Origin of the sequence: Paramuribaculum intestinale (assembly GCF_003024925.1) — a bacterium.
GTDB classification, from domain to species: domain Bacteria; phylum Bacteroidota; class Bacteroidia; order Bacteroidales; family Muribaculaceae; genus Paramuribaculum; species Paramuribaculum intestinale.
In genome coordinates this window covers 17,029-33,475 of sequence record NZ_PUED01000009.1, presented here as the reverse complement: position 1 = coordinate 33,475, position 16,447 = coordinate 17,029, and the positions used below count along the sequence as shown (strand labels likewise).

Below are 16,447 nucleotides of genomic sequence, written 5' to 3'. Positions count from 1 at the left end.
ATATACTTTAGACCTGTTGGGGTCAATCTACTATAAGTAAATTCGAGCATAACGCCAGGTTCCTCCCAAACAGTGCCATCTTCAATAAAGTGTAAACATCCTGTATTTCCAAGAAACTGTAGTAATGGAGATGACAACCTCCAAGGATTACCCATAAAATAAATATCTTTGGAAAGACTATTTATTTCTACCTTACAGTTTCTTACGATAGTAGCATACAATTTATTAAATAAAAAATCACTGCATTTTGCCGGTTTATTGGGAAGTAACCCTTCAAGGTAATAAAATAGCAAAATTATTTCTTGAAACGTTGATAATTTAGGCTCAACAACATTCTTAGTAGGATTGACCCAATTTACAAGTTCTATCCAATTATCTTCAATATTGGATAGAGGCTCAATTTCTTGATTTAAAAGTTCGTTCATATTTAGTATTCTTTAGGCCAGCAGAAATCGGATTTTCCGTCTGACCAGATTATGTCGCGAATTTTTGTAATATATTCCCAAGAGGGCTGAGAGAGACACTGCGTATGTAAAAGAGTGCGGTGCCCTTTGGTATCACGATTAACCCAAAGCATCGGCTCTTTTTCGTCGGCATTATAGGCTTTCTCAACCTCGTTGGTTGGGAAGCCGAGAACTTTAGCGCACCATTCGAGAGGTACAGATTGACCGACGTCTTTACCTATCCCCAATATTACAATAGGGAATTGCCTGAAGAATGGATGCGAGAACAATTCGCGACTTCTTTCTTTAACCGATGCCTCCTTGGCTTCTTTGTTGGTAGTTGCCAAGTTTTTTGCGGCAGCAGCACTAATATCGGTGTGAAAGCAGAAGTCGTGAAAGTCAAGTGGACGAAGAGAATACGGACGATCATACTCTCTACCCCAAATTAGGTCGACTAATTTTTGGTACCATACCCATGTCGTCGCGGTGCCATCGTTGTTTCCGTCAGCACGTAAGCATTTCTGATTCGGGAAAGGTCTACGTGGATTACAACGGCCTTCAATTTGTTTGTTCTCAAACAAGTTCTTCCAGTTTGAGCGGTTGAGTTCCTGGTCTTGATGAAAAGCATCGCGACCTATGTCCGTGTTTAGGTCGTGAGCCGGTTCACGACCAATAATAAGGATACGAGCATTGGGATTACCCATACCGATGTAATTCTGCTGATTTTCGGTAGAATATATAAGGTCTATAAATTCTTTAGGTGCGTTCATAAGCATTCCATTTAGTTATGATGCAAAATTACAACAACTACTCTCCACGAAACCGTGTTTTTTGTACCAAACTTCAAATAAACTTAAAAACATTTTGTAAAGTGTTATATTTCAATATCGTTGAAAACCTCGCCTTGTATGTCGGAAATGGCATCAACGGGATTTCGGTGTTGTCGGTAAGGGTATAAAGGTGTCGGTAAAGACAAACCGCAGGAGCGTCGCCTGTGTATCCCCGGATATGTCGCAGCACTCTGTACCGACGGTGTAGGTCGTATCGTCACAGGTATGCACGATGCCTACCCCCATAAGGTTATCGGCACAAAACAGTGTCTAAACAGTATCGGGCAGCTTGAGAGCAACACATATCGGGATATGGGCATACGTCCCGGCATCTACGAATTGTATGAGGACAAGGAAACAAAATCCGGGCGAGTGCTTGTATCGGAGTTCCTCCGCATCCGATTGGCAAGGTATTCAAATTTATTGCTGTCTGATAAAACTTTTTGAGTCAGGATAAAAATAAGGCTTGTACCTATTGCAGAAGTCAGCCTTTTTCGGTTATTTTGGTTTCGCAAAAAAACAAATACAACCGATGAGTAAAAGTAGTCATTTTAGCGGACAGCAATAATTATTTTAAGAGTATGTTTGAATTTCACTTCTATTCACTCGAAGAGGACTTTCGGAGAGATTTGCGTCAGTTGAGGAGGGAGCGATGCGTGCATCGTGACCGATGAGACTTGACGGTAATCGCCCGAAAAGACCCTTGAGGGGATAGAAAGGAATGCGGAGAGCGCGGCCTCGGTGTGGACCGGAGCCGTCTTCTGTCGTGCGTCTCCTGTTTATCAACCGCCGGAGGCTGGCGGCGTCACGACGGTTTGCCGGTGAGTATCGCCTTGATATCGTGGAGTTTCGTCAGAGCGGCAAACGGGGTGAGATTGTTGATGTCGGTGGCCAGTATCTCGTCGCGTATCTGAGTCAGCACGGGGTCGTCGAGCTGGAAAAACGACAGCTGCACGCCGCCATCGCCGCCGCGTGAGGCCGCGCCCTCGGCGAGCGAGCCTTTGATGCGCTCTTTGTTCTCGCCCGTATTGGCCTGCTCCAGTCGCCGCAGCACCTCGTCGGCCCGCTTCACTATGGCGCGGGGCATGCCGGCAAGCTTGGCCACATGGATGCCGAACGAATGCTCCGATCCCCCTTTTTCGAGCTTGCGCAGAAACACCACCTTGCCCTGGATCTCCTTGACCGACACGTTGTAATTGACCACGCGCGGAAAATTGCGCTCCATCTCGTTGAGCTCGTGGTAGTGGGTGGCGAATAGTGTCTTCGGCCGCAGGCCGCCGTACTCGTGGATATACTCCACGATCGACCATGCGATGGATATGCCGTCGTAAGTCGAGGTGCCTCGTCCGAGCTCGTCGAACAGTATCAGCGACCGCTGGCTCATGTTGTTGAGTATCGACGCCGCCTCGGTCATCTCCACCATGAAGGTCGACTCGCCGAGCGAGATGTTGTCGGAGGCTCCCACGCGGGTGAATATCTTGTCGACCACCCCTATGCGGGCACTGTCGGCGGCCACGAAGCAGCCTGTCTGGGCCAGCAGCACGTTGATGGCGGTCTGGCGCAGCAGCGCCGATTTGCCCGACATGTTGGGGCCGGTGATGATCATGACCTGCGTAGAGTCGTTCGAGAGGCTCACCGAGTTGGCTATATACTTCTCGCCCGGGGGGAGCTGACGCTCTATGACCGGATGACGTCCGCCGGTGATCTCGATGTCGAGCGAATCGTCCACCACCGGACGGTTGTAATGGTTCTCGATCGCCAGACGGGTGAACGCCGTCAGCACGTCGAGCCGTGCCAGCTGTGTGGCATCGAGCTGTATGGCGTGGATATACTGCGCCACCTGCCCCACGAGCTCCGCATATATGCGAGCCTCTATGACGGCTATCTTCTCCTGGGCGCCGAGTATCTTCTCTTCATACACCTTCAGCTCTTCGGTGATATAGCGCTCGGCATTGACGAGCGTCTGCTTTCTGATCCACTCCTGCGGCACCTTGTCGCGGTGGGTGTTGGTCACCTCCATGTAGTAGCCGAACACATTGTTGTAGCCTATCTTGAGGCTCGGTATGCCGGTGGCCGCGCTTTCGCGGGCCTGTATCTCCATCAGGTAGTCCTTGCCCGAATAGGCTATGTGGCGCAGCTCGTCGAGCTCGGCGTCGACGCCGTCCTTCACCACCGTTCCGCGGCTGAGAGCTACCGGAGCGTCATCGCGGAGCGTGCGGGCTATCGCATCGCGGGCGCCCTCGCACGGATTGAGCTGCTCGCCGATGGCATGCACCCCCTGGTCGTCGGCCTCCAGGCATATGCGTCTCACCGGCTCGAGCGCCACAAGAGCGTTCTTGAGCTGCACAAGCTCGCGGGGCGACACGCGCCCTACGCCCACCTTGGAGATCAGACGCTCTATGTCGCCTATCTGTTCGAGACAGGTCTTCAGCTCCTCGCGGCTGTCGCGCCGCCGCATGAAATACTCCACCACGTCGAGACGGGCGCGTATGGCCTGCACATCCTTTAGCGGAAAGAGCAGCCACCGGCGCAACAGCCGCGCGCCCATCGGGGTGACAGTGCGGTCTATGACGCTTATCAGGCTCTTGCCCTCGTCGCCGAGACCTTCGAGCAGTTCGAGATTGCGCACAGTGAAGCGGTCGAGCCTCACGAAGCGGTCCTCCTCAATGCGTGCCACCGACGATATGTGCGACGTGTTGGTATGCTTCGTTATGTCGAGGTAGTGGAGTATCGCGCCCGATGCCACTATGGCGGCAGGCATGTTCTGTATGCCGAAACCCTTGAGCGATCCGGTCTCGAACTGCTTCAGCAGCCGGTCGGTGGCCGCCTCACGGGTAAACACCCAGTCGTCGAGATCAAACGTCAGATAGCGCCCCGTCAGCACCTCGTCGAGCCGCCGGCGTTTGTCGCGCTCCACCAAAAGCTCCTTCGGGGCGAAATTCGACAGCAGCTTGTCGATATAGTCGGCCTCGCCTTCGGCGGTCAGAAACTCGCCGGTTGAGATGTCCAGAAAAGCCACGCCCAGAGTACGCCCTTCGCCGAAGTGTATGGCTGCGAGGAAGTTGTTCTGCCTGTGGTCGAGCACATTGTCGTTGAGCGACACACCCGGCGTCACAAGCTCCGTAATGCCGCGCTTCACAAGCTTCTTGGTCAGCTTCGGATCTTCGAGCTGCTCGCATATGGCCACACGCTTGCCGGCCCTGACGAGCTTGGGAAGATAAGTGTCGAGCGCGTGATGGGGAAATCCGGCAAGCTCCACCTCCGAGGCATAGCCGTTGGCACGCTTGGTGAGCGTGATGCCCAGTATCTCCGACGCCGTTATGGCATCCTCCGAGAACGTCTCGTAAAAATCGCCGACATGAAACAGCAGCACCGCGTCGGGATGCTTCTGCTTCATCTCCATATATTGCTTCATCAGAGGCGTTTCAGTCACCTTTTTGGCTATCGGACGTGCCATAGATATAGTCTGCTTTCTTGCTTTGATTCTCTAACATGGCTCATCCCCGAGGGTTGTCCGCCCGACGCATTCACTCATAGTTCGATAATCCGGCCGGCAAAAGTCGGGACAAGCACAGCTTTTCTTTACGGCAAAATTACTGAAAAAACGCGATTTTTGTCGTAACTTTGTTGCAAGAAGTTACGACAAAGGTCTAATTTGCTGAATTTGCTGAAGTCATTTGCTATGGGTAAGGCTGTCACATATTAGTCTTCTTTTGATTGTTCGTTTATAAAGTTTGAAACGAGGTCTTTGATTGTTTGTTCGGCATTTTTGACACCAACGAGACTTATCAACTGTTCATAATCGTCAATTTCGTTGTCTGTAAAAGTTACAACAATCTTTCGCTCATCTTTACCTGCAATATGAGTGTAATTCTCAGGATGAGACCAGAAGCAATTTTCACAGACTTCTACATCTTTTGATGTCCAGTTGGGACAATGTTCACACGTCCACGATTTTGCTCGGTTTGCAGAGGGGCTTAACAACATGTAACAGTCAATGTTATTTTCGTCTTGTTCACCGTCTATTTCATAAGGTATGCGATGATCCACTTGCAGCAATCTTTCTTCCATAGGTTGAAGATATATGAAACATACCGAGCCATACTTGTCAATTAGGGCCTTTTTTAAGGCTTCTGAGAGTGCGGTCCTACCTACTACCTTAGACAACTTATTGTCCGCAAATACGGGGTCGCCAAACTTGTATGCTCCAATACTCTTTCCTTCGCTGCTCTTTACAGTGTAAGTAACAAGATTTACACCACGTTCCCTAACGTCTCTAGCCGCTCTTGGGGCATGTTTATATCCGTAATTCTTCTCAAGCTCTTCGGTAGTAATGAAGCTGTGTTTTAGAATATGTTGAATTACAGTAGCTGGACGTTTGTCTGTAATTGCGTTGAGTTTATCAAGTATGTCTTTTGGATATTTCATAATGCGAATACTAATTGTTCTTGTACTTTTGGTTGTGCCACATTCTGGAGATTTGGACTTAGATACAAAGCCTCATAAGTAACTTCTTTTTTCCCTAATAACAGGGCTTGACTGGAAAGACCAGCGTTAAGCATTACCTTTCTAAGCCCGAGTTCATTCGGCAAATCATTACCATATTGCTTATCTCCACAACTTCCATCATAACTGATGATATAATCTATGCCTCTTCTGTTGAGATCTTCTAAGCTTTCTACGAATTCATCGAAGTTTATGCCTGAAAAATATCGGCTATCTCTGGTAGCACAAACACCTTGGTACGGGGGATCCATATAAACAATATCACCAGGATTAGTCATTTGTAACACTTCTCTATAATCTATTGAAGAAAATTCAGTTCTATTCTTTAAATAATTCGAAATACGAAAGATATTCCTCGCAAGATTAGTAGGTGACGTTCCTTTTCTTCTTTTGTCAGGAGATTGGTTAAATTGTCCATTGTTACCATATCGAACAGAGCCTTTTACACATCGTGCCAATAAGTATAACATGTTGGCTGCGCATTGGTTGCCATTATTAAAATCATCACGAACTTTATAATAGTGTGCAACACCACCTTCCTCATAAGTCAATTGCTCACTCCAAACCCGTGTATAATCATCAAGTAAGCGTTGGGGGTTGTTTATAGCTTCCTCCAACACACTTACAAGAGGTGTATTGAGATCGTTGAGACGATATGATTGGGCCTTATTCAGTCTAGATACGGCAATTGTTATAGCCGCCATTCCAGCGAAAGGCTCAATCAAGCGGTTAAACCGTTGCGGGAAATATGGCAAGATTTGTGGTGCAAGATTTCTCTTCGAACCTTGATATTGAACTATATGTGGAACACTACCATTCATTGTTTTTATTTGTATGAAAAAGTTCATTTATTTGAAGACTAAGATCTTCCAAAGAAAAAGTCATAACTTACTCTTGATTGGAAGGTGTCAATAAATCACGCCTGTCAACCTCAAGTAGAGTTGCTATTTTGTCAAGAGTATTCAAATCAGGCTGAACAATGTTATTACATCATTTACTAACAGTACAAGCAGACTTGCCTACTTGTTCTGCTAACCACTTGCTGGTTTTGTCCCGCTCTGCAAGAACTGCTTTTAAACGATTTAATTTAACCATGTTATTCAACAAATATAAAGTTTGGCGCAAAGATATTAGAATTATATGACATAGACGAATCTAATCTTCAAAAAGTTACAGACTTGCTTCTGATTTCTATGAAGCGCAGGTTCAACCAAGACTCCTGTAAATCAATTCTATCACTATATCTTTCCGTGTTTCACTCTTTTGTCGTAACTTTGTTGCAAAATCATCACTAAGTAACTCGCAAAAATTAGCTGCTGGTAATTTTTGATTTTGTTCGAGTGATTTTCGCTTGAAGACGATGGCGTGTAGCGAGCTACACGACTGAGGATGAAAGCAAAAAGCACCGGACAAAATCAAAAAGTACCGCAGCAAACCATGGGTTACTGACGAGTTCCATAATATCAACTAATTTTTAAGAGTTACTTATGTTATCATTACGTCACACTCTCATAGCTCTGGCCGCCACGGCTCTCACAGCCTCGGCCGACGACTTCGACCGCCATTTCTGCGACTCCACACTGCGCCTTGACTACATTTTCGCCGGCGACGCCTCCCGCCAGGGGGTCTACCTCGCATCGTCGTCGAAATCAGCCGGATGGGCCGGACGGCGCACACGGCTCGACCGAATGCCTCTCTCAGGCAACGGATCGGTCACCGTCACCGATCCCGCCACCGGCGACACGCTCTACACCACCACCTTCTCGTCGCTCTTCCACGAATGGCTCTCCACGCCCGAAGCTCTCACCACGCCAAAGGCCATGTCCAACGTATTTCTCGTGCCGCTACCAAAAGACTCGGCACGCATCACCATCAGCCTCCTCGACTCGCGCCACAGGCCCATGGCATCGATGAGCCATATCTACCGACCCGACGACGAGCTCGTCGGACGACCCGACGCCACGCCGCAGCCCCACCGCTACATCCACCGCGGAGGCGACACTGACAAAGCCATCGACGTGGCAATTCTCGCCGAAGGCTACACCGCCGAACAGACCGACTCATTCTACACCCATGCCGCGCAGGCCGTTGAGGCAATCCTCGCCCACGAACCGTTCCGCTCCATGCCCGAACGATTCAACTTCGTGGCCGTAGCCTCGCCCTCGGCCGACGAGGGAGTCAGCGTGCCACGGCTCTCCGACTGGCGCTCGACAGCCTTCTCATCGCATTTCTCCACATTCTATTCCGACCGCTACCTGACCACATCGGCTCTTCCGGCAGTTCACGACGCTCTCCGCGGCATACCCTACGAACATATCATCATCCTCGCCAACACGCCCGAATACGGCGGAGGAGGCATCTACAACTCCTACACGCTCACCGCAGCGCGCCACCCGCTCATGCGTCCGGTCGTAGTGCATGAGTTCGGCCACAGCTTCGGCGGACTCGCCGACGAATACTTCTACGAGCAGGATGTCATGTCCGACACCTATCCGCTCGACGTAGAGCCGTGGGAGCCCAACATCACCACCCTCGTCGACTTCCCCTCAAAGTGGCAGGCGCTGATCCCCGACAGCGTGCCGCAGCCAACACCCGTGGCCGACGCCAACCGCTACCCCATAGGCCTGTACGAGGGCGGAGGCTACTCTTTCAAGGGGGTGTATCGTCCGGCCGACCAATGCCGAATGCGCACCAACGCCCACCCCTCGTTCTGCCCCGCATGCACCGACGCCATGCGCCGCCTCATCCTATTCTACACCGAGCCCTGACCGCCCGCCGGCTGTGTCACAATCACACATTCCGTACTCTGCCCTCTATCCGGCATCGGGCGCTGTCAGAGCGCTTCAGCGACCCCAAAATATTCTTTGACGGCCGCCATAACCCGCGCCTGCGCCGCCACCCCGATATGGCTGCAGATCGGAAGCGACAGCACGCTTGCAGGCAACCGCCGCGCCCCGCGCATATCCCCGTCGCAGCGGCTGATGTCGCGGTATGCTTCCTGATCGTTAAGCAAAGAAGGATAATAGACCATCGACTCTATGCCCCTGTCGGCCAGAAACGCCCTCAGACCGTCGCGCAAAGAGGGGTCGACCCGGAGCGTGTACTGGTGATAGACATGAGCCACTCCACCGGCTCTCACAGGGCACTCCACGCCGGCCACGCCCTTCAGAGCCGCATCGTAACGCTCCGCAGCGGCTATCCTCGCCTCGATCCAATCATGAAGATGACGGAGCTTCACGCGCAGCACAGCCGCCTGCAGAGTGTCAAGACGTGAATTAATCCCCACCGTAAGGTAATTGTACTTCGGACTCTGGCCGTGATTGGCAATCATCCTTATGCGTTGCGCCAGCTCACCGTCGTCGGTCATCACCGCACCGCCGTCGCCATAGCCGCCAAGCTCCTTTGTCGGGAAATACGATGTGCACCCGATCAGCCCCACACTGCCGGCACGGGCCATTGCTCCCGACTCTGACCTGCAGCGGGCGCCAAGCGACTGGGCGTTGTCCTCCACCACCACAAAACCGTGACGACGCGCAAGCTCAAACAAAGGCGGCATATCGCATGGCTGCCCGAACATATGCACCGCCACGACGGCACGCGTTCGCCCAGAGATCAGACGCTCGACGCTCGACGAGTCGATATTGAATGTCAGCGGATCCACATCGGCAAACACCGGAGTGGCGCCACGCATGGCCACGGTCTCGGCCACTGCCCCGAACGTAAACGCCGGCACAATCACCTCGTCGCCACTTCCCACGCCGATGGCCGTCATGGCCAGCAGCAGAGCGTCGGTGCCGCTGCCGCACGTCACGCAATGACCTACGCCCGTCCACGCCGCAAGCTCCTCCTCCAGCAGCGCCGTCTGCGGACCGCGCACAAAGGAGCAATCCCTCATCACCTCGCCCATGGCAGCATCAATCTCATCCTTCACCGAAAGATACTGCCCGTAAAGATCCACCATCCGTATCATACCGCAGGATATATGTCAGACTTACGGCTCTCCATAAGATGCCTCAGCATCGGATGATACTCACCGACAAGAGGCGACACCGCCAGCGAGCGCGCCGCCTCCACCGTGGCCACGGCCTCAAGGGTGTCATCAAGCGAAAAACCCCTGCCGGCCATGATTTCACCATAGCTGCGGTCGTGAAGATCGGCAAAACCGGTCGAAAAGTCAAACAGATCGCCATCAACCGACAGCCTGCGGCACGCTCCCGAATGACCGGCCGGCAGATGCGACGGATTGACACTCAGAAAAAAACACACCCGGGCACGCTCAAGCTCCATAACGCCCGATATGCAGTCGGCCTCCGACCGATGGAGCCTCATCCCCGTCCGGCGGCCGAACATCCAGTGCAGCAGATCTATAAAATGTATGCCGATATTGGTAAGCACACCGCCGCTTTTGCCTGCATCGCCCTTCCACGAAGCCGCATACCACCTGCCACGCGGAGCTACATACACCAGCTCCACATCATGACACGCACCCGGCGTGCCGCTCGCCGTCTTTTCCCTGATTCTCACCGCCTCCGGATGAAGACGCATCTGGAGTATCGGGCTGACACTGCGCCCACATGCCCGGGCCGCTTCCGAAAGCCGCCGGTGCTCCGCCACGCCGGTCACCACCGGCTTCTCGCATATCACATCCATGCCGGCCTCAAGCCCGGCCACCGAATGCCCGCAATGCAGATAATTGGGAGTGCACACCGTCAGATAATCAGCCCGGCCACCCTTCAGGCCGTCAAAAAAGACATTGCTGTCGGTTGTAAACTCCGCATCCGGAAAATATGAGTCGATGATCCCCACGCTGTCCGACACGTCGCACGCCGACACAACCCTGCCGCCCACACTACTGACCGCAGCCAGATGACGCGGCGCGATATACCCGCCCACGCCTATGATCGCAAACCGTTTCTGATTCTTCTCCATCACTTTTCATTTACATTATACTATTCTGATGATGCTTCATCACCCTACCGCTCCGCTTACGCTTCATAAACTCTCTCAGCCTGTGGCACAATCCCACCGACACCGTCCGCCAGCAGAGATAAGCCTTTATAAGCAATATCTGATGCGGTATCGACAGCGGCTTTATGATTCCGTACCGACACACACGCTTGTCCGCCACATGCTTGAAAATATCTCTCCATTTGATATACTCGCCCGCGAAAACCGCTATAAACTCTTTGTCGGGACTGACCGACTGTGCCGACAGACACACCGTATGGATCGCGTCGCGCAGCAAATGACGCGAATACTCCTTTTCGCTGAAATTTTCGAGCATCCATATATGTATCAGGCGTCTTTGTTCTATATATTCGGATTTTACGGCATTCGTATAGCTCGTTTCGCCTATGCGTTGTCTGTAATGGTAAAGCGCCACAGGTACAGTAATCCACATCGGATCAGCCTTTACCATCTTGTAGTTCATCAGCAGATCCTCGCCCATGTCGATTCCGGGTTCGTAATGCAAGCCGTTGTCATAGAACAGACTCCTTCGTACCAGTTTGTTCCACATCATACCCACATGTTCACGCATGAAGCCTTCACGGTCGCGCCGCGCACGGTTGCCCTTGCCGAATACCACTTTCATGCTTGCTCCACTCCGATAATTCCGCCAGAAGCCGCAGATGGCTATATCCACTCCGGAGCTGGATGCAGCCTCATAGAGGGTCTCATACATCTCCGGCTCTACCCAGTCGTCGCCGTCGCATACTATCACATACTCCCCACGCGCCATGTCCAGACCCGCCTGACGCGCTGCCGCTACCCCCGCATTAGGCTGATGCAGCACCTTGAAATGCGGATTACGGGCCGCATATTCGTCGCATATCTCTCCGCTTCCGTCAGTCGATCCGTCATCCACAATCACGCACTCCATATCCCGGAATGTCTGAGCCTCGATCGAGTCAAGACACTGCCGCAGATATGCCGACGTATTATACACCGCTACTATTACCGACACCTTGACACTCATACACCCACACATTTATTGCCACACTGTCCGCTTCCGTCCGTCATATTGCCGGCAAGATAATCAAGAAGCTTGCCAACCTGACGGCTGCGGCGGAACTCTTTTATCCTGTCCCAGTCACGCGGCATGGTCCGCCTGTTGAGCCACAGATCATAACACTTCATCACAGCACTCTTTATCGCCGGAATATCATCCTCGTCCACGGCATACCCGGCGCCTGTGTCACGCATAAGATCGCCCACCACATCGCCGGGATCACTGATCGCCAGGATCGGCTTGTTGGTAGCAAGATAGTCAAGAAGCTTGCCCGAATACACCCCCTTGCGCCCGGCGCGGCGGCTATAGATCATCAGCAACGCGTCGCATTCCTCTATCGACATGCGTACCGCCTCGTCATGATCCACAATCGGCAGTTCCACCACATTCGATCTTAAGGCATCAGGAATATCTATCTTCAACGGATTGCCTACGATCTTTATCACACAGTCGGCCGGCAGACGTCCCTCATCGATCAGCTCGACATATGCGCCAAACAGATTGTCGGGATGAATGCCCGGATAGAATCTGCCAAGATACATCATCGTAAACCGATCTTGAAAGCAGCAGTCGTACACTTCCGGATAATCATATCCGTTGCATATCTCAAGCACGCGTCCATGCGACGAGGCGCGCCTCAGATCATCAACTATCGGCTTTGACACCGACAATATCAGATCCGACATATCCAACGTCATTTTCATCGCTTTTTTCAATCGACGCAACGACAACCGATGCAATAACGGAATAGCGTATTTGAGTCTTGGCACCCGTAACTCATCGCGCATATCGGCAATCCAGTACACCTCCGGAAACTCCCGCTTTAACTTCAAGGCACACCTGTGCGACACCATGTCGTGACCACTCGTCGAAAGAACGGCATCAATCCTCCCGCCGGCCATGACCCGACGCGACGCAGCTATAGCCTTCCTGCACCATAGCGAAGAATTCAAGGTCAGCCTGTATTCCAAAGCTTTCACCGCACGCCGCATGCTCCATCGCCCATCATAAATGCGGCTGGACAGATAGCTGTAATTCCTGACAATCGGATCACTCACATATCGTACATCACACCCCTCCCATGACTCGTTCACATCCTCCGCCCCCTCTGCAATGACAGTCACATCGTGCCCGGCCCGGCTGAAATACCGGGCGAAAGCATTCATTCTGAACGCACCGATCATATTGGACGGATGAAACACATTTGTAATTATCAGTATCCTCATCAAGCAACTCGTAAAAATTAGCTGTTTATCACACTATTTTATTATCCGGAACCTCACCGCCACGTAACGGCCGAAATTCGAGTCCGAGCCAACGCCCGACGACCATATACATCATCACCGCCACTGCCAATGCAGCCACGAGCGCCGTCGGAGCGTCAGTGATACCAGTTATCGCTATCAGCCCCTTGCCCGCTACGCACGAAGTACCCGACGCCACAAGCAAGCGCGCCAGATCCCGTAGCGGAAGCCGGCGCCACAGAGCCGCCTCCGTATGGCGGCTCACAGAGCGGAACAGCAGCAAAATACCTCCCAGACGCGTCGTCACCGCTATCGCTGCTATCATCGTCAACGAAGGGAAAAAACTCACGGCCAAACAATCCAACGCCACAAGCAGAATGGCCGTCATCAAATGCACTTTGGCAAAATTGCGCGATAATCCGAGGGCTGTCATAAGCGGAAAGAAAGGGACTATCCACACCAGACATATCAGCGACGCCAGGCGAAACAATACCGAGCCGCAACGATAGCCCTCGCCAAAAAGAGTCACCATGATCTCCGGCGCATAAACTATGCAGAACACCGCGACAGGCCACACCACCGACGCCGACTTATATACCGACCGGCACCACACACCGATACACTCATCTCTATCAGTCAGCGCAAGCCTCGACAACTCCGGCAACAGCACCGAACCGACTGCCGACGTGACGATCACCGCCAGCGGCATCTCACGAAATCCATTGGAAAACACTGCGAAATCGCCTGCACCGAAATAGCGGCTGACAAAAAACTGGCTCGACGAAGAGATTATGAAGCTATAGATCCCGGCATAGAACACCGGCATAGCAAACCGCATAACCTCGCCGTATGACAATCCGCCGGCTACAGCCGTCACCCCTCTGAAAGGGCTGTAGGACAGCCACAGGCCGACGGCGCCTGACACCACCGACGCTGCCACAAAAGCCACCGTCACGCAGCCCGTATCGCCCCCCGACGCCCACGCCGTCACTACCACGCACAGCAGCGTCGCCAGACGGCTCAGGCACACATAGCACGCCAGCTGACGGCTCCGCCGGCAAGTCACCATAATACCCTCAACACCCACTGCCGGCATCATGGCCAACGGCACCACCGAAAACACCCGGAGACCCGGCCCCAAAGCGGCATTGCCGAGCAACGAGGCGAGCTGATCGGACAGCAGAAACAGCGACAGGGCAAACACCCCTCCCATTCCCACACACAGCCGCGTCAGCTTCGTCACCACCCCACGCCCCTCGCCGGCCGACTTCACCCTCGCCAAAAAATAAGAATAACAGCCGGGCAGACCCAGCGAGAACACAACCAGCAGAGTGCCGTAGACATACAATAGCTGAAGATACGTCCCGTAGTCATCAGGAGTCATCAGTCGGCTGAGGGCCATGGCAATGAAAAGCGACAGACACATCGACACACCCTTCGACACGCCCACCCACGCGGCTTCACCCGCACGACCTCCGCGCAATCCGCCGAAATATGTCGACAGCCGGCTCCGCATCAGAGAGTCCAGTATCTGAGATTGGAAATACGTCCCTTGTAGGTGCCGCCAAGATCAGCGAGCAGAGCCTCCGGTCCGGTCGTGACGCGGGCGAACCACTCATCCTCCAGACCCCTATAGCATTCATGCGCCACAGCGATCACAACCGCATCATACACCCCCGACGGACAGCTCGATAGCTCAAAGCCATACATCCGCTTCACAGACTCGCCGTCGACCATCTCGTCGACCACATCACACTCCGCTCCGCGCTCCGACAGACACTCCCTAAGCGCCGCCGCACCGCTGCTGCGTATATCGTCGGAATCCGGCTTATAAGCCACACCAAGCACCAGCACACGAGGCCGTCGCCCCTCCCTCCCGACAGAGCCGGAGATCCGACGCAACACCTCATCGGCCACATATCCGGCCATGCTTTCGTTGACAGAGCAGCCGAGCCTGGTCAGAGGCATATCAATTCCCCGGCGGGCTGCCTCCGAAATCATATAGTAAGGATCTACCGGTATGCAGTGGCCGCCTACCAGTCCGGGACTGTAGGCTGTAAAATTCCACTTCGACGAAGCAAGCCTCACCACCTCCGACACGTCGATCCCCATACGTCCGAGCGTCATCGACATCTCGTTGATCAGTGCGATATTGACACACCGTTGTATGTTTTCCAGAAGCTTCGCCGATTCGGCCGCCCGTATGTCCGACGCCCAGCTAAGGGGCGCACTGACCACACGGCCATACACACGGGCTATCTCCTCAGCAGCCTCCTCATCGCACCCCGATATGATTTTAGGAGTATTTGTCAGATCATGCGCCAGATCGCCCGGATTGATCCGCTCCGGCGAATAACCCACTTTGAAATCCAGGCCACACTCAAGACCTGAGATCCTTTCGAGAAGCGGCACACACTCCCGCTCGGTGCATCCGGGAAATACCGTCGATTCATACACCACATAATCGCCACGCTTCAGAATGCCGCCCACCGACTCCGTGGCCGCCAGCAACTGGCTGATATCAGGCGTGTGGCTGTCATTGACCGGCGTGCCTACAGCCACTATATAGAACGACGCATCTGCAAGATCGTCGATACAGCCCGCTATTACAGGCCTGCCGCCATACTGCGCCCCGCTTCCGTCATTGTTCAATGGGGGGGGGTAATCCGTTGAACTACAATTGCATACCTTTTTTACCAAATCAAAACCCACTACATTGAAGTGCTTGGCCATCTCCAATGCAAGCGGCATGCCCACATATCCCAGACCAACTACTCCTACAGAGGTCTGACGCGAGCAAAGTCGGTCATATATCCCCATTGCCATCCGATTCCTCATAAACAGTTCCGTTTTCATTACGATATATGATCCCCGATTCTGGGCAGACAGCCATGCCCGTGGAATCAAACTCAAGCAACGCGCCATATCGGCTCATCCAGCCGGAATGCCGCGCCGGAACGCCGGTCACCACGGCATAGTCGGGAACATCGGCAGTAACTACACTGCCTGCCCCCACAAAGCCATACCGCCCGATCGTCACACCACACCTTATCGTGGCGTTCCCCCCTATCGTGGCGCCCTCTCTCACTAAAGTCCGCTCATACTGGCCGCGGCGGCATATCTCGCTCCGCGGATTGCGCACGTTGGTAAACACGCACGACGGCCCGAGAAACACATTATCTTCCACCGTCACGCCCGAGTACACCGACACATTGTTCTGCACCTTCACATTGCGTCCCAGGCTGACGCCGTCGGCTATCATGACATTCTGCCCAAGAGTGCAGCCGTCGCCGATTGTCGCGCCGCCCATCACATGGCAGAAATGCCAGATACGGCAACCGTGTCCTATCACGGCGCCGTCATCTACTATCGAGGTGCTGTCTATGTACGTTTCAGAAGTCTGTCCTGGCATGT

General features: G+C 53.1%; 13 protein-coding genes and 1 pseudogene. 1 reads left to right on the top strand and 13 read right to left on the bottom strand.

Features of this window, described 5'->3' with window-relative positions:
* The 6 genes and pseudogenes from C5O24_RS13730 to C5O24_RS14435 form a co-directional block, all read right to left on the bottom strand.
* A partial coding sequence (locus C5O24_RS13730; protein WP_133165433.1) for a hypothetical protein occupies nucleotides 1-425 on the bottom strand: 425 nt, incomplete at its 3' end.
* A gap of 2 nt (nucleotides 426-427) precedes the next feature.
* Nucleotides 428-1,213, bottom strand: a complete 786-nt coding sequence (locus tag C5O24_RS01750) for a hypothetical protein (RefSeq protein WP_133165432.1) — start codon at nucleotides 1,211-1,213, stop codon at nucleotides 428-430.
* Nucleotides 1,214-2,078: 865 nt separating this feature from the next.
* Complete coding sequence (gene mutS / locus C5O24_RS01740) at nucleotides 2,079-4,730, bottom strand: DNA mismatch repair protein MutS (protein ID WP_107681367.1); 2,652 nt, start codon at nucleotides 4,728-4,730, stop codon at nucleotides 2,079-2,081.
* A gap of 245 nt (nucleotides 4,731-4,975) precedes the next feature.
* Nucleotides 4,976-5,701: an HNH endonuclease gene (locus C5O24_RS01735; RefSeq protein WP_107036432.1), complete on the bottom strand. Its 726-nt coding sequence runs from the start codon at nucleotides 5,699-5,701 to the stop codon at nucleotides 4,976-4,978.
* Nucleotides 5,698-6,627: a Dam family site-specific DNA-(adenine-N6)-methyltransferase gene (locus tag C5O24_RS01730; protein ID WP_107036433.1), complete on the bottom strand. Its 930-nt coding sequence runs from the start codon at nucleotides 6,625-6,627 to the stop codon at nucleotides 5,698-5,700. Before C5O24_RS01730 ends, C5O24_RS01735 begins: the two co-directional genes overlap by 4 nt.
* A 40-nt stretch (nucleotides 6,628-6,667) precedes the next feature.
* A pseudogene (locus tag C5O24_RS14435) lies at nucleotides 6,668-6,874 on the bottom strand (helix-turn-helix domain-containing protein).
* 392 nt (nucleotides 6,875-7,266) lie between these two features.
* On the opposite strand from C5O24_RS14435, the gene C5O24_RS01720 reads away from it, so the two are divergent.
* Nucleotides 7,267-8,547 (top strand): M64 family metallopeptidase, encoded by a 1,281-nt coding sequence (locus C5O24_RS01720; protein ID WP_107036434.1) that lies wholly within the window; start codon nucleotides 7,267-7,269, stop codon nucleotides 8,545-8,547.
* A gap of 65 nt (nucleotides 8,548-8,612) precedes the next feature.
* On the opposite strand, the gene C5O24_RS01715 is transcribed toward C5O24_RS01720, so the two are convergent.
* From C5O24_RS01715 to C5O24_RS01685, 7 genes are all read right to left on the bottom strand, one after another.
* The gene (locus C5O24_RS01715) at nucleotides 8,613-9,749 is read right to left on the bottom strand and encodes a DegT/DnrJ/EryC1/StrS family aminotransferase (protein WP_240604871.1); all 1,137 of its coding nucleotides are present in this window, start codon (nucleotides 9,747-9,749) and stop codon (nucleotides 8,613-8,615) included.
* Entirely contained in the window at nucleotides 9,746-10,708 is a 963-nt protein-coding gene (locus C5O24_RS01710; RefSeq protein WP_107036435.1) for a Gfo/Idh/MocA family protein, read from the bottom strand. The genes C5O24_RS01715 and C5O24_RS01710 overlap by 4 nt, the downstream gene beginning before the upstream one ends.
* Nucleotides 10,709-10,718: 10 nt before the next feature.
* Complete coding sequence (locus tag C5O24_RS01705; RefSeq protein WP_161553755.1) at nucleotides 10,719-11,756, bottom strand: glycosyltransferase family 2 protein; 1,038 nt, start codon at nucleotides 11,754-11,756, stop codon at nucleotides 10,719-10,721.
* A complete protein-coding gene (locus C5O24_RS01700) occupies nucleotides 11,753-12,955 on the bottom strand; it encodes a glycosyltransferase (protein WP_237613040.1) in 1,203 nt (400 codons plus the stop codon). The genes C5O24_RS01705 and C5O24_RS01700 overlap by 4 nt, the downstream gene beginning before the upstream one ends.
* A gap of 88 nt (nucleotides 12,956-13,043) precedes the next feature.
* Nucleotides 13,044-14,549, bottom strand: a complete 1,506-nt coding sequence (locus C5O24_RS01695) for a lipopolysaccharide biosynthesis protein (RefSeq protein WP_107036438.1) — start codon at nucleotides 14,547-14,549, stop codon at nucleotides 13,044-13,046.
* The gene (locus C5O24_RS01690; protein WP_240604873.1) at nucleotides 14,549-15,853 is read right to left on the bottom strand and encodes a nucleotide sugar dehydrogenase; all 1,305 of its coding nucleotides are present in this window, start codon (nucleotides 15,851-15,853) and stop codon (nucleotides 14,549-14,551) included. The genes C5O24_RS01695 and C5O24_RS01690 overlap by 1 nt, the downstream gene beginning before the upstream one ends.
* Nucleotides 15,840-16,445: an acyltransferase gene (locus tag C5O24_RS01685; RefSeq protein WP_107036464.1), complete on the bottom strand. Its 606-nt coding sequence runs from the start codon at nucleotides 16,443-16,445 to the stop codon at nucleotides 15,840-15,842. Before C5O24_RS01685 ends, C5O24_RS01690 begins: the two co-directional genes overlap by 14 nt.
* Between the last annotated feature and the right edge of the window lie 2 nt (nucleotides 16,446-16,447).